Annotated in this window: 13 protein-coding genes; 7 read left to right on the top strand and 6 right to left on the bottom strand. The window is 72.2% G+C overall.

What is annotated here, in order from left to right:
* Positions 1-175: 175 nt before the first annotated feature.
* The 4 genes from EAO72_RS04810 to EAO72_RS04795 all read right to left on the bottom strand — a co-directional run bounded on the left by EAO72_RS04810 (position 176) and on the right by EAO72_RS04795 (position 3,889).
* Positions 176-1,237 carry an aminotransferase class V-fold PLP-dependent enzyme gene (locus EAO72_RS04810; protein WP_148015940.1) on the bottom strand — a complete coding sequence of 354 codons (1,062 nt, stop codon included), beginning with the start codon at positions 1,235-1,237 and terminating at the stop codon, positions 176-178.
* Positions 1,238-1,331: 94 nt separating this feature from the next.
* Entirely contained in the window at positions 1,332-2,051 is a 720-nt protein-coding gene (locus EAO72_RS04805) for a DsbA family oxidoreductase (protein ID WP_148015939.1), read from the bottom strand.
* A 140-nt stretch (positions 2,052-2,191) separates the two neighbouring features.
* Complete coding sequence (locus EAO72_RS04800; protein ID WP_148015938.1) at positions 2,192-2,911, bottom strand: hypothetical protein; 720 nt, start codon at positions 2,909-2,911, stop codon at positions 2,192-2,194.
* 39 nt (positions 2,912-2,950) lie between these two features.
* Positions 2,951-3,889: an AraC family transcriptional regulator gene (locus EAO72_RS04795; RefSeq protein WP_148015937.1), complete on the bottom strand. Its 939-nt coding sequence runs from the start codon at positions 3,887-3,889 to the stop codon at positions 2,951-2,953.
* A gap of 112 nt (positions 3,890-4,001) precedes the next feature.
* Here EAO72_RS04795 and EAO72_RS04790 point away from each other — a divergent pair, with 112 nt between their 5' ends.
* Both EAO72_RS04790 and EAO72_RS04785 read left to right on the top strand, forming a co-directional pair.
* Positions 4,002-5,012: a zinc-dependent alcohol dehydrogenase family protein gene (locus EAO72_RS04790; RefSeq protein WP_148016422.1), complete on the top strand. Its 1,011-nt coding sequence runs from the start codon at positions 4,002-4,004 to the stop codon at positions 5,010-5,012.
* Between the two features lie 101 nt (positions 5,013-5,113).
* A complete protein-coding gene (locus EAO72_RS04785; RefSeq protein ID WP_148015936.1) occupies positions 5,114-5,551 on the top strand; it encodes a hypothetical protein in 438 nt (145 codons plus the stop codon).
* Between the two features lie 136 nt (positions 5,552-5,687).
* Here EAO72_RS04785 and EAO72_RS04780 read toward each other — a convergent pair whose 3' ends face one another.
* Together EAO72_RS04780 and EAO72_RS04775 are read right to left on the bottom strand one after the other, a co-directional pair.
* Complete coding sequence (locus EAO72_RS04780) at positions 5,688-6,299, bottom strand: DUF1349 domain-containing protein (RefSeq protein WP_187284931.1); 612 nt, start codon at positions 6,297-6,299, stop codon at positions 5,688-5,690.
* Positions 6,296-7,816, bottom strand: coding sequence for an aldehyde dehydrogenase (NADP(+)) (locus EAO72_RS04775; RefSeq protein ID WP_148015935.1), 1,521 nt, complete (start codon positions 7,814-7,816; stop codon positions 6,296-6,298). The genes EAO72_RS04780 and EAO72_RS04775 overlap by 4 nt, the downstream gene beginning before the upstream one ends.
* Before the next feature lie 154 nt (positions 7,817-7,970).
* Here EAO72_RS04775 and EAO72_RS04770 point away from each other — a divergent pair, with 154 nt between their 5' ends.
* The 5 genes from EAO72_RS04770 to EAO72_RS04750 all read left to right on the top strand — a co-directional run bounded on the left by EAO72_RS04770 (position 7,971) and on the right by EAO72_RS04750 (position 13,691).
* Entirely contained in the window at positions 7,971-8,741 is a 771-nt protein-coding gene (locus EAO72_RS04770) for an IclR family transcriptional regulator (protein ID WP_148015934.1), read from the top strand.
* A 470-nt stretch (positions 8,742-9,211) separates the two neighbouring features.
* The gene (locus EAO72_RS04765) at positions 9,212-10,552 is read left to right on the top strand and encodes a phosphatase PAP2 family protein (RefSeq protein ID WP_261991323.1); all 1,341 of its coding nucleotides are present in this window, start codon (positions 9,212-9,214) and stop codon (positions 10,550-10,552) included.
* A gap of 189 nt (positions 10,553-10,741) precedes the next feature.
* Entirely contained in the window at positions 10,742-11,776 is a 1,035-nt protein-coding gene (locus EAO72_RS04760) for a hypothetical protein (protein WP_261991322.1), read from the top strand.
* Positions 11,773-13,035 carry a sensor histidine kinase gene (locus tag EAO72_RS04755; protein ID WP_261991321.1) on the top strand — a complete coding sequence of 421 codons (1,263 nt, stop codon included), beginning with the start codon at positions 11,773-11,775 and terminating at the stop codon, positions 13,033-13,035. The genes EAO72_RS04760 and EAO72_RS04755 overlap by 4 nt, the downstream gene beginning before the upstream one ends.
* The gene (locus tag EAO72_RS04750) at positions 13,032-13,691 is read left to right on the top strand and encodes a response regulator transcription factor (RefSeq protein WP_148015932.1); all 660 of its coding nucleotides are present in this window, start codon (positions 13,032-13,034) and stop codon (positions 13,689-13,691) included. Before EAO72_RS04755 ends, EAO72_RS04750 begins: the two co-directional genes overlap by 4 nt.
* The last annotated feature ends 79 nt before the right edge of the window (positions 13,692-13,770 follow it).

The raw sequence follows: 13,770 nt of genomic DNA, 5'->3' as shown, positions 1-13,770 counted from the left end.
CTGAGGCGGGAGACAGCGGGAGACGGCGGGCCGCCCCGTGAACCGCTGACTGCCTGACCGTCCGGAAAACCGCCGGCGGCCACCGCCGGGGACGGCCGGACCGTCCCGAGGGCCGGTGAAGGCAGGGCACCTGCCGAAACCACCGGGCCGCCCCCGGAACCGCTGACCGCCGGGGTCAGCCCCCGAGCACGTCCAGCGCCCGGTCCACGTCGGCCTCGGTGTTGTACAGGTGGAAGGCCGCCCGAAGATTGCCGGCCCGGTCGGAGACCATCACCCCGGCACGCTCCAGTTCCGCGGCCCGGTCACCGAGCCCGGGCGCGCCGACGACGGCCGTCGTCCCCGGCACCGGCTTGTGGCCCAGCCCTTCCAGCCCTTCCCGGAACCGGGCCGCGAGCCCGGTGGCGTGGTCGTGGAGGGCGTCGATGCCGATCTCGTTCAGCAGCGCGAGGGAGTGCTCGGCGCCGTGGTACGGAAGGAACGCGGGGGGTTCGTCGTAGCGGCGGGCGTCGGGGGCGAGCGTCCCGACCGGTTCGTACAGGCTGTTCCACGCGTCCGCGGCCGCGACCCAGCCCGCGAAGACGGGCGGCAGCGAGCGCTGCGCGTCCTCGGTGACCGTGAGGAATGACGTGCCCCGCGGGCAGAGCAGGAACTTGAAGCCGGCGGTGACCGTGTAGTCGTACGCCCCGGCGTCCAGCGGCAGCCAGCCCGCCGACTGGGTGGCGTCGAGCAGCGTACGGGCCCCGTGGGCGGCGGCAACGGCCCGTACCGCGTCCAGGCCGGCGAGCCGGCCGTCGGCGGACTGCACCGAGGAGAAGGCGACGAGTGCGGTCTCGGGCCGCACCGCGTCGGCCAGCTCCGCCAGCGGTACGTACCGCATCCGGAGGTCACCACGGACCGCGAACGGACTGGTGACGGAGCTGAACTCACCCTCGGGCGCCAGGACTTCGGCCCCGGCCGGCAGCGAGCAGGCGATCAGGCCCACATGGACGGCGACCGAGCTGCCGACCGCGACCCGGCCGGCGTCGACCCCGGCGAGCCGTGCGAAGCCGGCCCTGGCGCGGTCCACCGCGTCGAAGTCGCCCGCACCGGCCCTGCGGCCGGTGGCGTTCTCCTCGGCGAGCGCCTTCACGGCGTCGACGGTACGGCGGGGCAGCAGCCCGCAGGAGGAGGTGTTGAGGTAGGCGGTCTCCGGCGCGAACTCGGCGGCCACCGCACGGCTGAGCGAAGAGATCATCATGGGCCCAGCCTGGATCCCCCTTAACTCATAGTCAATCACCAAGAGTTAAGGGGCAAACCCAAGCAAACCTTATGGGTGCAGCTCACGCCCACCCTCAGGCGGTGCCGCCGGCCTGCGGAACCTCGCACGCCCCGTCGGCGTCACAGGCCGCCGCGTCCCCGCCGATCGCGGTCAGCGGGCGGTCCTTCCACGCCTGCTCCAGCGCCTGGGCGAAGACCTCGGCGGGCTGGCCGCCGGAGATGCCGTAGCGCCGGTCGAGCACGAAGAACGGCACCGCGTTGGCGCCCAGTTCGGACGCCTCCCGCTCGTCGGCCCGCACCTCGGCCGCGTACGCCTCGGGATCGGCGAGCACCGCGCGCGCCTCGTCCACGTCGAGACCGGCCTCGACGGCCAGCTCGACCAGTACCTCGTCGTCGTAGACGGAACGCTCCTCGGCGAAGTTCGCCCGGTAGGCCAGGCTCAGCAGCTCGTCCTGACGGCCGCGGGCCTTGGCCAGGTGCAGCAGCCGGTGGATGTCGAAGGTGCTGCCGTGGTCACGGCCCTCGGCGAGGTAGCCGAGCCCTTCGGCCTGCGCGTTGGCCGCGACGTTCGCCTCCATGGAGCGCGCTTCCTCGGGGGTGCGCCCGTACTTCTGCGCCAGCATGTCGATGACCAGCCCGGTGTCGCCCTTGGCGCGCCCGGGATCGAGCTCGAAGGAGCGGTGGACCACCTCGACGTCGTCGCGGTGGGCGAACCCTGCCAGGCCCTTCTCGAACCGGGCCTTGCCGATGTAGCACCACGGGCAGGCGATGTCGCTCCAGATCTCGACGCGCATGACTCTTCTTCTCTCCAGGCTCTCGTGCGGCTGCTCCCGCAGCACGGAGGGACCCTCCGCTCACGGGGGAACACCCGCCGGGGTGGTCGTCATTCCCCCGGTCCGCTCGTCGGCGCAGAGGCCCGCACCCGGCGCGCCTTCTACAGGTGGGTGCGGTTCATCGGGCGGGGCAGGGGCTCCAGGGCGCCGGCTTCCCGCAGGCGCACATAGGCGTCCACCACGGCCCCGGCGTCCCCGGGCGGGGCGATGTCGAGGAGCACCCCCTCGCCGCGCAGTTCCTTACGCGCCGCGCCCACCCCGTCGGGAGCCAGCGCCGCGCGCCCCGGGGAGAGGTAGCCGAGCCGGCCGACGCACAGCTGGGACTGCGTGTAGTCGTAGCCGGCGTCGTCCTCCAGGGCGTCGAGAAGGTCGTCGTCGGTCACATCGCCGATGTCCGGCTGCCACGTGTCCGCGATCAGCGCGAGGAGTGCGGCTTCGGGGACCTCGGTGCCGTCCGGGGAGACGACCGCCAGCACGACGGCCTGGGTCACGTACTCCGACTCACCGCCGCCGCGTCCGGAGATGCTGATCTCCCAGCCCGGCCCGCCCCTGCTCGACAACCTCAGTCCGGCCCCGTCCGAGGTCTGCGGGGAATCGCGGTCGGCCCGCAGCGCGGCGGACAGCTCCGCCTCCTCGGGCCGGAGCTCCGCGGGGCGGCCGGAGGTGTGGTGCCGGGTCCAGGTCCACGGCTGCCCCTCAGGGGCGGAGCCACCCTCCGGAAGCAGTGCGGGCAGCGCGTCCAGCATCGCCTTCCAGCGTCCCGCGAGCTCCTGGGGTGTCTCCTTCCGGGGGCCCCAGAAGACCCGCACCACACATCGCATGTCCTGCCTCCACCCTAGTGAGCCGTCGCGGGCCGCCCGTCAGCCCGCCCGGCGACGGTACTGCCCGGGGGGCACGCCGTACTCGCGCTTGAACGCCTTGGCGAAGGCGAACTCCGATGCGTAACCCGCTCGTTGGGCGACGGAACGCAAGGGTGCGTCATCGGCCCGCAGCATCCGGCCCGCCGTCGTCATCCGCCACCAGGTCAGATAGGTCAGCGGCGGTTCTCCGACGAGGGTGGTGAACCGGCGGGCGAAGGCCGCCCGGGAGAGACCGCTCAGGGCTCCGAGTTCTCCGACGGTCCAGGGGCGGGCCGGGTCGTCGTGGACGGCGGTCAGGGCGGCCGACACCGCCGGGTCGGCCAGGGCCGCCGCCCAGCCCGCTGCGCGACCATCGGTACGGGACGACGCATGCTCGCCCAGCCACCAGGTGCGCAGGATGTACAGCAGCAGAGTGTCGAGCAGTGCGGGTATCACGGCGTCGGAGCCGGGCAGCGGGGTCCGGAGCTCGCCGCCGAGCAGGTCGATCGCCGCACGCAGGGCGGGCTGTGCGCCGACCCCGGCAGGGAGGTGAACCACGTCGGGCAGGCGCGACAGCAGCGGATGCCCGCGTGACCGGTTCAACTGGTAGGCACCGCACAACAGTTGCGTGGCCGGAGCCGACGCGTCGGAGGGCGGCTCGTCGGCGGGTGTCGGCCAGGTGCCGTCCGGACCGGGAAAGACGTCGGCCAGGGGTGTGCCGGGGTCGTCGGCCAGCGCGTGCCCGCGACCGTGGGCCAGGAACACCACGTCGCCGACGCCCAGTCGCACCGCGGGCGCCTCGCCGGGAGGGATCAGCCAGGCCGAACCCTGGAGCACCACATGGAATCCGGCACCCTCGGACGCGGGGAACCGCATGCCCCAGGGGGCGTACTTGCTGCGCCGGGACGAATGCGGGCGCCCTGCCCGCACGGCCGTGATCACGTCGCTGAGGACATCCATGCCGTCAGGCTATACATAGGCGCGACGGAGGAAAGACGATCGGGCATGAAGCGGCGCTTCTGGGATATGGATCGTCTCCGAAGGGCTTCGTACGGTGGGCATCATGACTGAGATGAACACATCAACACCCAGCACCACCAAGGCCGTTCTCTTCCACACCACCGGTGGTCCCGACGTCCTCACCGTCGAAGAGGTGGCCCTGCCCGCACCCGGACCCGGCGACGTACTCATCCGGGTCGAGGCGCTGGGCCTCAACCGGGCCGAAGCGCTCTTCCGCGCGGGCACGTACTTCTACCCGCCGACGCTGCCCTCCTCCCGCAACGGCTACGAGGCGGCCGGAGTCGTCGAAGCGGTCGGCGCGGGGGTGAGCGAGCCGGCGCCCGGCGACCTCGTGATGGTCGCCACGGATGCGGAGCTGAGCGGGCATGGCCTCTACGCCGAGCGCGTGGTCGTGCCGGCCGGGCAGGTACTCCCCCGGCCCACGGGCGTCGACGCGGTGAACGCGGCCGCCGCCTGGCTGACGTACTCCACCGCCTACGGCGCTCTGCTGGAGAAGGCCGGGCTGCGGGCCGGCGACCATGTGCTGGTCACCGGGGCGTCGAGCGGGGTCGGCACGGCGGCGCTTCAGGTGGCCGGGCTGACCGGGGCCATCCCGATCGCCACCACCCGTACGGCCGCGAAGAGGCAGCAACTGCTGGACGCGGGGGCCGCCCATGTCATCACGACGAACGATGAGGACGTGGTGAAGGAGGTCCAGCGCATCACCGGCGGCAAGGGCGCCGAGGTGATCTTCGACGCGATCGGCGGACCCGGACTGGCCACGTTGGGCGAGGCGGCGGCGCACGACGGGACGCTGATCGTGTACGGGTGGCTGGACGGGCGGCCGAGCGTGCTGCCGATGAACTGGCCCCTGACGGTGATCGGTTACAACAACCTCAGCCTGACGGGAGACCCGGCGGGCCGCCGCCGCGCCGCCCACTTCATCGGATCAGGTCTGCGCAGCGGTGCGCTGGCTCCCGTGGTGGGTGCGACGTTCGACGGTCTGGAGCGGATGCCGGACGCGCACCGGTTGATGGAGTCGAACACTCACACCGGCAAGATCGTGGTGACGATCCGGCACTGAATCCGCGTCGGGCATGGGGACTCCACCGACCGAGACCGCGGGCGCGGCATGGATGATGGCGCGGTGCATCAGCTCCCGATCACGTGGACGACAGGGGAATCGTGGCCTACCAACTCAGCTTCTTCTGTCGCTCCGGCGAAGAGAACGGCGACGAGGCGCTTGATCGCCTGCTGGACTACTTGCTGGAGAGCGGCGACGGTTTGGTGGGCGAGTGGTTGGGTCCATTCGACGATTCGGTGGCCGCGTTCAGGCTCGGTACTCGCAGTGAGGAGACAGACAGGCCGGTCGCGGACTTGCTGACACTGGAACTGCACGTAGGCGTGGCCGAGATCGCGGAGTCCGTCATCGCCGCATCACCCAATGACGAGTGGGGTGTCTGGGGATGCGACCTGCTTGCCATCGTCACCCTCAGCGGGGACAACCCTGACTGGAGTCTCGTGCACCGCATCTGGGCCGCTGTGGTGAGACTTTGGAAGGCGGTTCCCTGGGATGAATCCTCCGGATTCAAGGTTGCTTCCGGGAAAGCGCCGCGGGACTGACCCCACCAGGGCTTCGCCGACGGTTTCGGCGGCCGAAGGAGTGCGGTCCCGGCGGCACGGCCACGCGCGCCACACACACCGATGCCCCGCCCTCCCGACAAGGAAGGAGAGCGGGGGCATCGAGGTGCGGCCTCGGTCAGCTGCCGTCGCGGAGGTCCGCGATCCCCGTCGGGCGGAACGCGATCCGGTCGAAGGAGACCTCGCAGCCCTCACCCGTGGGTGACTGGGCGAGGAAGCCGATCGACGCGGTGGCGGCCGCTTCCGCGTCGCCCAGGGCGAAGACGCGGACGAAGGTCCACTTCTCGCCGTCGGGTGAGGCGTGGCAGGCGAAGGCGTTGCCGGTGCGGCTCAGACGCAGCCAGTAGGTGTCGCCGTCGACGACGAAGGAGTTCACGTCGTCGGAGTGGCCTCGGGTGACGACGGTGCAGACGGTGGGGCGGTCCGGGGAGAGCTCCAGGCAGATCTTGGCCCACTCCCGGTCGCCGACGTGGAGGTAGAGGACCCCCGCGTCAAAAGCGGCGGCGAAGCCGACACGTACCCGGGCGATCAGCTGGAAGTCGCCCGCCGGGGCGGGGCCCAGGAGGCGGGGCGCGTCGCTCTCCGTGTCGAGGGCGGCGCTGCCGGGCGGCACGAAGCGGTCCTGGCGGGCGCCCGCGCTGCCGGTGAGTACGCCGTCCTCGTAGGTCCAGCCGGCTGCGGGGCCGAACGGTGCCAGTGCAAAAGGCAGTTCGGGAAGCGTCACGGTCATGCTCGGCGTCCGTTCACGCGGCGGGGCAGGCCCTGCGGGTTGTCCTCGCGCAGCTCCGGCGGGAGCAGCGCCTCGGGGGTGGTCTGGTAGGTGACCGGGCGCAGCCAGCGCTCGATCGCGGTGGCGCCGACCGACGTGGACGTGGAGGTGGTGGCCGGGTACGGGCCGCCGTGGTGCTGGGCGGGCGCGACGGCGACGCCGGTCGGCCAGCCGTTGACCAGGACGCGTCCGGCGAGCGGGGTGAGCGCGGCGAGGAGTCCGGCCGCGCTGCCGTCGGCCTCCTCGGTGGCGATCTGGAGGGTGGCGGTGAGGTTGCCGGGCAGCCGGGACAGGATCGCGGTGATCTCGTCCTCGGAGGTGTAGCGGGCGACGACGGTGACCGGGCCGAAGCACTCCTCCAGGAGCGCGTCGTGCGGCCCCTCGGTGGCGAGCAGGTGCGCCGGTACGGTCAGGAAGCCGGCCGCGACGGTGTGCTCGCCGCCGGCTCCGGGGGTGACCGGGAGCTCGACGTCCGGGAGTGCGGCGCGCTCGCTCACTCCGGCGAGGAAGGCGTCGCGCATGCGGTGGTCGAGGAGGACTCCGGCCTCGGTGTCGCTGACCGCGCCGGTGAGGGACTTCAGCAGCCGGTCGCCGCTCTCGCCCGCGGGGGCCAGGACGAAGCCGGGCTTGGTGCAGAACTGGCCCACGCCCATGGTGATCGAGCCCGCGAGCCCCGCGCCGATCTGCTCGCCGCGCTCGGCGGCGGCCGCCTCGGTGATGACGACGGGGTTGAGGGAGCCGAGCTCGCCGTGGAAGGGAATGGGGACCGGCCGTGCCGCCGCCGCGTCGAAGAGCGCGCGGCCGCCGCGGATGGAGCCGGTGAAGCCGGCGGCGCTGACGAGCGGGTGCCTCACCAGTTCGACGCCCGCCTGGAAGCCGTGCACCAGGGTGACGACGTCCTCGGGCAGCCCGTGCTGCGCCGCGGCCCGGCGCAGGAGCGAGGCGCACAGCTCGGAGGTCGCCGGGTGGTCGGGGTGTGCCTTGATCACGACCGGGCAGCCGGCCGCGAGGGCGCTGGCGGTGTCGCCTCCGGGTACGGAGAAGGCGAGCGGGAAGTTGCTGGCCGCGTAGACGGCGACGACGCCGAGCGGGATCTTGTAGCGCCGCAGGTCGGGCCACGGCGGGGTGCGGGTGGCGTCCTCGTGGTCGATGTGGATGTCGAGGTACGCGCCCTCGTCGACGACCTCCGCGAACGCCCGCAACTGGGCTGCGGTGCGTGCCAGTTCGCCGGTCAGCCGGGCGGGCCCGAGCGCCGTCTCCGCGTCGGCGGCCTCGATCACGTGCTCACTGGCCCCGGCGAGCAGATCGGCCGCGGTACGCAGGAACGCGGCGCGCACCGCGCGGTCCGCGAGACTGGCCCGTACGGCGTGGGCGGCCCGGACCGCGCGGTCGACCTCCTCCGCTGTAGCCTCCACCGCAACCTGCTCACGCGGGTTCCCGGTGCGGGGGTCGACGCTCCAGACTGGTGCTGCTGCCACCGTGTTTCCTTCCGCTCCACTGCCACACATCAGAAGTTGTTCGGTATTCTGAACAGAGTTCCTGATCGTGAATATGAAGCGACTCTATTTCCGGGCGTTCGGTGTTGGCAAGAAGTCGCAGGGTTTCCCAAGTGGGCTGGAAGGGGCGTTGGGCATGTCGGTTGCCGAGTCTGGTGGGGCACAGGTCAAGTCCGCGGTACGGACGGTGGAGTTGCTGGAGTACTTCGCCGGGCGGCCGGGCATGCACTCCCTCGCCGCGGTGCAGGAGGCCGTCGGCTACCCCAAGTCCAGCCTCTACATGCTGCTGCGCACGCTGGTCGAGCTGGGCTGGGTCGAGACGGACGCTACGGGGACGCGATACGGGATCGGGGTGCGCGCGCTGCTGGTCGGCACCTCGTACATCGACGGCGACGAGGTCGTCGCGGCCGCCCGCCCGACCCTGGACCGGCTCTCCGACGACACCACGGAGACCATCCACCTCGCCCGGCTCGACGGAACGAACGTGGTCTACCTCGCCACCCGCCAGTCCCAGCACTACCTGCGCCCCTTCACCCGCGTCGGCCGCCGGCTGCCCGCGCACTCGACCTCGCTCGGGAAGGCGCTGCTGGCCACCCACAGCGACAAGCAGGTGCGCAAGATGCTGCCCGAGACACTGCCCGCGCTGACCGAGCACACCCTGACCGACCGGGAGAAGCTCATCGAGGAGCTGCACCTGATCCGCGAACAGGGCTACGCGGTGGACCGCGAGGAGAACACCCTGGGGCTGCGCTGCTTCGGCGTCGCCGTCCCGTACCGCACCCCGGCCCGGGACGCCATCAGCTGCTCGGTGCCGGTCGCCCGGCTCACCCCGGCGCACGAGCAGATGGTCAAGGACGCGCTGTTTGACGCGCGGGACCGACTGACGCTGGCGACCCGGAGGCTCTGACCGGCAGGCGCCTCGCCGCGGGCGCCTCGCCGCAGATGCGTCGCCGCAGATGCGTCGCCGCGCGCGGCGCAGGACACACCGGAGTGCACGGGGCGCGTGACGACGCCACGGTCCCGTACGAACGAAGAAGACCGCCCGACGGCCTCCAGGTGCTGCTACGGGCGAGGACCGCCCGACGGCCTTCGGGTCCCGTACCGGCGAGGACCGCCCGAGGGCCTTCAGGTCCCGTACCGGCGAGGACCGCCGGCCCGTCCCACGCCGCAGGCAGGCCGGCCTGCGGCGTCATGTGCCATGTCCATCGGGGCCTCGAACACCGCTCCGATAACATGCTCGAATTCATGGCGATTGACCTCATCGTCCACACCGCACCGGCGAACCGCGCCACCCGTCGCGACAAATGACCCATGTCGCGACGTACTCCACCAGCATCTAACAAATCGGCCAAACTCTTGATACCTATAGCATCGCGGGTGTTTTCGCGAATAACCAACGGAATCACGTCCGGTACCTGGCGTCGGCCGAAGACGGTTCTGTGGGCCACGGCGGGAGTGGCGGGCCTCGGATTCCTCGTCGCTCTCGAAATCGCCGCGCGTCACTACGGACTGCCGGGACCGATCGCCACCCAGGCGCGAGAAGTGATCTTCGCGCCCGCCTCGGGGTTCCTGCTGTACGCCAGCATGGGACTGATGCTGGTGGTGCTCACCTGGCGTCAGCGGTTCATCGCGGTGGGGACCGCGATCGGCATCGACCTCGTCATCCTGCTGGTGCGCTGGGTCGCCGACGCCCCGGTGACCCACGGCCACCCCTTCGGCAACGGCGCCCTGTGGGTGATCCTGGGGTGCGCGGTCATCGCCGTCACCCGCCGCACCGGCGCGGAACGCCTCCTGCTGCTCAAGGGTGTCGGGCTGGGCCTGCTGCTGGTGACCGGCCGCAAGACCGGCGACACCTGGTTGCTCATCACCTCGAAGACCCGCCCGCTGGTGCTCGACCAGTACGTGGCGACCGCCGACCACGCGCTGGGCAACCCCTCCTGGCTGGTGGGCCGGATGGTCAGGGCCACCGGTTCGTTCGGCGAGGTCTTCCTCGACTCCGTCTACACGCAGCTCGCGGTCGCCGCGGTCGTCGTCGCGCTGTACCAGCTGCGCAACGTGTCGGCCGAACGCCGCTTCCCGGCCCACCATCTGGTGCGCACCTTCCTGGTCATCGGCCTCCTCGGGCCGGCCATCTACATGATCTACCCGGTGGTCGGACCGGTCTTCGCCTTCGGCGCCGACGGCGGGCACTGGGCCGCGGCCAACCTGTGGCCCGACACCCTGCCGCCGCGCAGCGGCCCCGGCCACATGCCGTTCGACGACTTCACCCCGCGCAACTGCATGCCCAGCCTGCACACGGCGTGGGCCACCACGATCTTCATCCATTCCCGCAAGGGCCCCCGGTTCCTGCGGTACGCGGGCACGTTCTGGCTGATCGCCACACTCGCCGCGACGCTGGGCTTCGGCTACCACTACGGCATCGACATCATCACCGGTGTGATCTTCACCCTCACGATCGAGACGGCCCTGCGCTCGCTCGAACGCGGCTGGGACCGGTCCGGAATCCAGCTGGTCGCCTACGGCAGCACGGTCTTCGCAGCGATCCTGGTGGCCGCCCGCTGGATACCGACGCAGATGGCCGCCCATGCCTGGGTGTTCGGCCCACTGCTCGTCGGGGCGCTGGTCTCGGTGATCTACGCGTATGTGCGGACCACCCGGCAGTGGGATCCGAAGCCCGCACCGGTTCGGCAGCCGGAACTGCGGCCCGAACTGGTCTGATCCGCCACGACGGTTCGCCACGACCGATCGCCGCAACCGATCACCGCGGTTCGCCACGACCGTCGCCGCAGCCGTTCGCCGCGACGAGCCGCGACGAGCCGCCCAGCCGATCCGTCTCCGCCGTCCGGCGGAGACGGATCGTCGCCCGGCAGGACGTGCCCCGCCCCGCCGCGCGGCAGCGTGGGTGCCATGACGCAGACACCTCTCGCACCCGCTCCCCCACCCGCTCCCGGACCGGCCGCCGCCGTTCCGGTGACCGACCGCCTCCGCACCGCGCTGCGCTGCGTCGCGATCGTCTCCTGCCTGCCCTACATCGTGCTCAAGGCCGCCTGGATCTCGGGCAGTCACGTCGGCATCCCGGACGGCAGCCCGCTCCTCGACCACCGCGCCACCATGGCCGTCGCGAACGGCGCGTCGGTCCTGATGGACAGTGCGGTCGTGGTGATCGCCCTGCTGCTCACCCAGGCCTGGGGCCGGCGCGTGCCCGCCTGGCTGCTCGCCCTGCCGATGTGGGTGGCCACCGGTCTGCTGCTGCCGATCATGACCGGCTATCCGCTCCAGCTCCTGGTCCGGCTTCTGGGCGGGAGCACGGTCAACAAGGCTGATGTGGGCCGGCCCTTCCTGGACGAGTGGGTCTTCGGCGTCGTCTACACCGGCTTCATCATCCAGGGGCTGGCCCTCGGCACCCTGTTCGCGCTGTACGCCGGGAACCGCTGGGGCCACCTCTGGCAGGGCACGCTGCGCGAACTGCCGGACAGTCCCACCGCTCCCGTGCTGCGGGCCGCCGCCGTCGCGGCCTCACTCATCGCCCTGGTGCCCGGCACCCTGCATCTGCTCTGGGCCGCCGGTTCGACGGCCGGACTCAACGAGGGCCGGATCGAGGAGCGCACCAGCGGCTCCGCGGTACTCGAAGCGGTCTACGTCCTCTTCGTCGTCGTCACCGTCGCCGGGGTCCTGCTCCTCGCCTTCCGCCGCGACTCCGCGCTGCCGCTGCGGGTGCCGCTCGCCCTGGCCTGGGGCGGTTCCGGAGCGACGGCCTGCTGGGGCGGCTGGATGAGCATTGCCTCGCTGGGCCGGGCCGACGAGATCGCCGATCGGCCCACGGCCACCATGGTGCTCATCTACGCTGTCCAGATGCTGGTCGGGACGCTCGTGATGACGCTTGGCGCGTACTTCCTGGCGGAGCGCGCGGCCGCGACGAGACCGGCGAGCCCCCGGGCGTGACGTCCCTGCTCGGCCGGCGGGCCCGGCAGCGCTGGCTGCACCTGATCATCGGCGGCGCCCTGCTGATGCCGTACTTCCTGGTCGGCACGGTGATCGTCGGCCTGTACCGTCCGGACGCCGACGTCTTCAGCTCGCCGGCCAACCAGCTGACCGCGTTCGCCTACGCCCTGCCGATGGCCGCGGTCACCGCGCTCGTCCCGCTCGCCCGGCCGCTCTCGGTGGCCGTCGCCCGCGCGCTGTGCGGGCTGCCGCCGGACCGGCCGCTCGCGGACGGGCCTGCCAGGACCCGGCAGGCCAGGGTCCGTTCGGCGGCCTGGTTCACCCTCCACGTGGGGCTCGGCGGCGTCATCAGCGGGATGACGCTGTCGCTGGTGCCGTTCGCCATCGGGGTCATGGGGCTGCCGTTCCTCTCGGGTCTGCGCGACCCCCTTGCGCTCTATCTGCCCGAGGCGCTGGACCGGACATGGGTCCTGGTCCTGGCGCCCTTAGCCGGGATCGCGATGCTGGCGGCCCTGGCGGGCTGCGCGGCGGCGGCCGGGGCGCTGCTGGCGAACCGGGCGCCGGTCCTGCTGGGCCCGACCCCGGACGACCGGCTGGCCGCCGCCGAACGCCGTGCGGCCGAACTGGCGGTCCGTAACCGGCTGGCCCGCGAACTGCACGACTCGGTCGGCCACGCGCTGAGCGCCGTCACCCTCCAGGCGGGCGCGGCCCGCAGGGTGCTGGACAGCGACCCGGAGTTCGTCCGGGCCGCGCTGACCGCGATCGAGGAGACGACCCGGCGCACCGTCGGCGAGCTCGACACCGTGCTGGGGCTGCTGCGCCGGGACGACGACGGGGGCGGGGCGCCGGACCAGCCGTCCGGCCCGGGGCTCGACGCGCTGGACGGGCTGCTCGCGCACTGCGGGCTGCCCGTCCGGTACACCGCCGAAGGCGATCCGGACGGCGTCCCGGGGACGGTGTCCCGCGAGGCGTACCGGATCGTGCAGGAAGGGCTGAGCAACGCGCTGCGGCACGGCGGGCGCGGCGCGCCGGTGCGGCTGCGGATCACGGTGCACGCCGCCGGGGAGCTGGAGATCGTCCTGGTCAGTCCGCTGCCCGGACAGCCGGTGGTGGTACGCCCCGGAGGCGGCCGCGGGCTGCGCGGCATCACGGAGCGGGCCGTCCTGCTCGGCGGCCGTACCGAGGCAGGCGAACACGACGGCCACTGGCGGCTCACCGCCCGCCTTCCCCTCCACACCCCCGTACAGGAGCAGCGATGAGCCCACCGGTCCGGATCGTCCTCGCCGACGACGAACGCATGGTCCGCACCGCCCTGCGGGTCATCCTGGACGCGGAGACCGGCCTGGAGGTCGTCGGCGAGGCGTCCACGGGTGCCGAGGCCGTCTCCGTGGTGCGCGAACTGCGGCCCGACGTGGTGCTGATGGATGTGCGGATGCCGGAGACCGACGGGATCCGGGCGACGGAACAGATCCTGGCCACGCTCGACCCGGCCCCGCGCATCGTCGTCGTGACCACGTTCGAGAACGACGCCTATGTGTACGACGCGCTGCGTGTCGGGGCGGCGGGCTTCCTGCTCAAGCGGGCGGCGGCCGAGGAGCTGGTGCAGGCGGTACGGCTCGTCGCCCGCAGCGACTCGCTGCTCTTTCCCTCCGCGGTACGGGGCCTGGCCGCCGCGTACGGGAAGCGGCAGCCGGCCGCCGCGCCGCCGTGGGTGGCCAGGCTCACCGACCGGGAGGCCGACGTGCTGCGGCTGATGGCGAGCGGGCTCACCAACGCGGAGATCGCCGCCCGGCTGCGGGTGGGCCCGGCGACGGCGAAGAGCCATGTGGCGGCCGTCCTCGCGAAGACCGGGACCAGGGACCGCACCCAGGCGGTCATCGCGGCGTACGAGTCCGGTTTCATCACGCCCCGCTGACCGTTCGGATCAGGCCGGACCCCGCGAGCCCGGCATGATCCGAACGAAAGACCCCGGGACCGCTTTCATGAGGAATCGG

The sequence above is a fragment of the Streptomyces sp. OR43 genome (assembly GCF_008042275.1).
Classification (GTDB): domain Bacteria; phylum Actinomycetota; class Actinomycetes; order Streptomycetales; family Streptomycetaceae; genus Streptomyces.
Note: the sequence above shows the minus strand (reverse complement) of the source record. Positions and strands in the feature narration are given on the sequence as shown.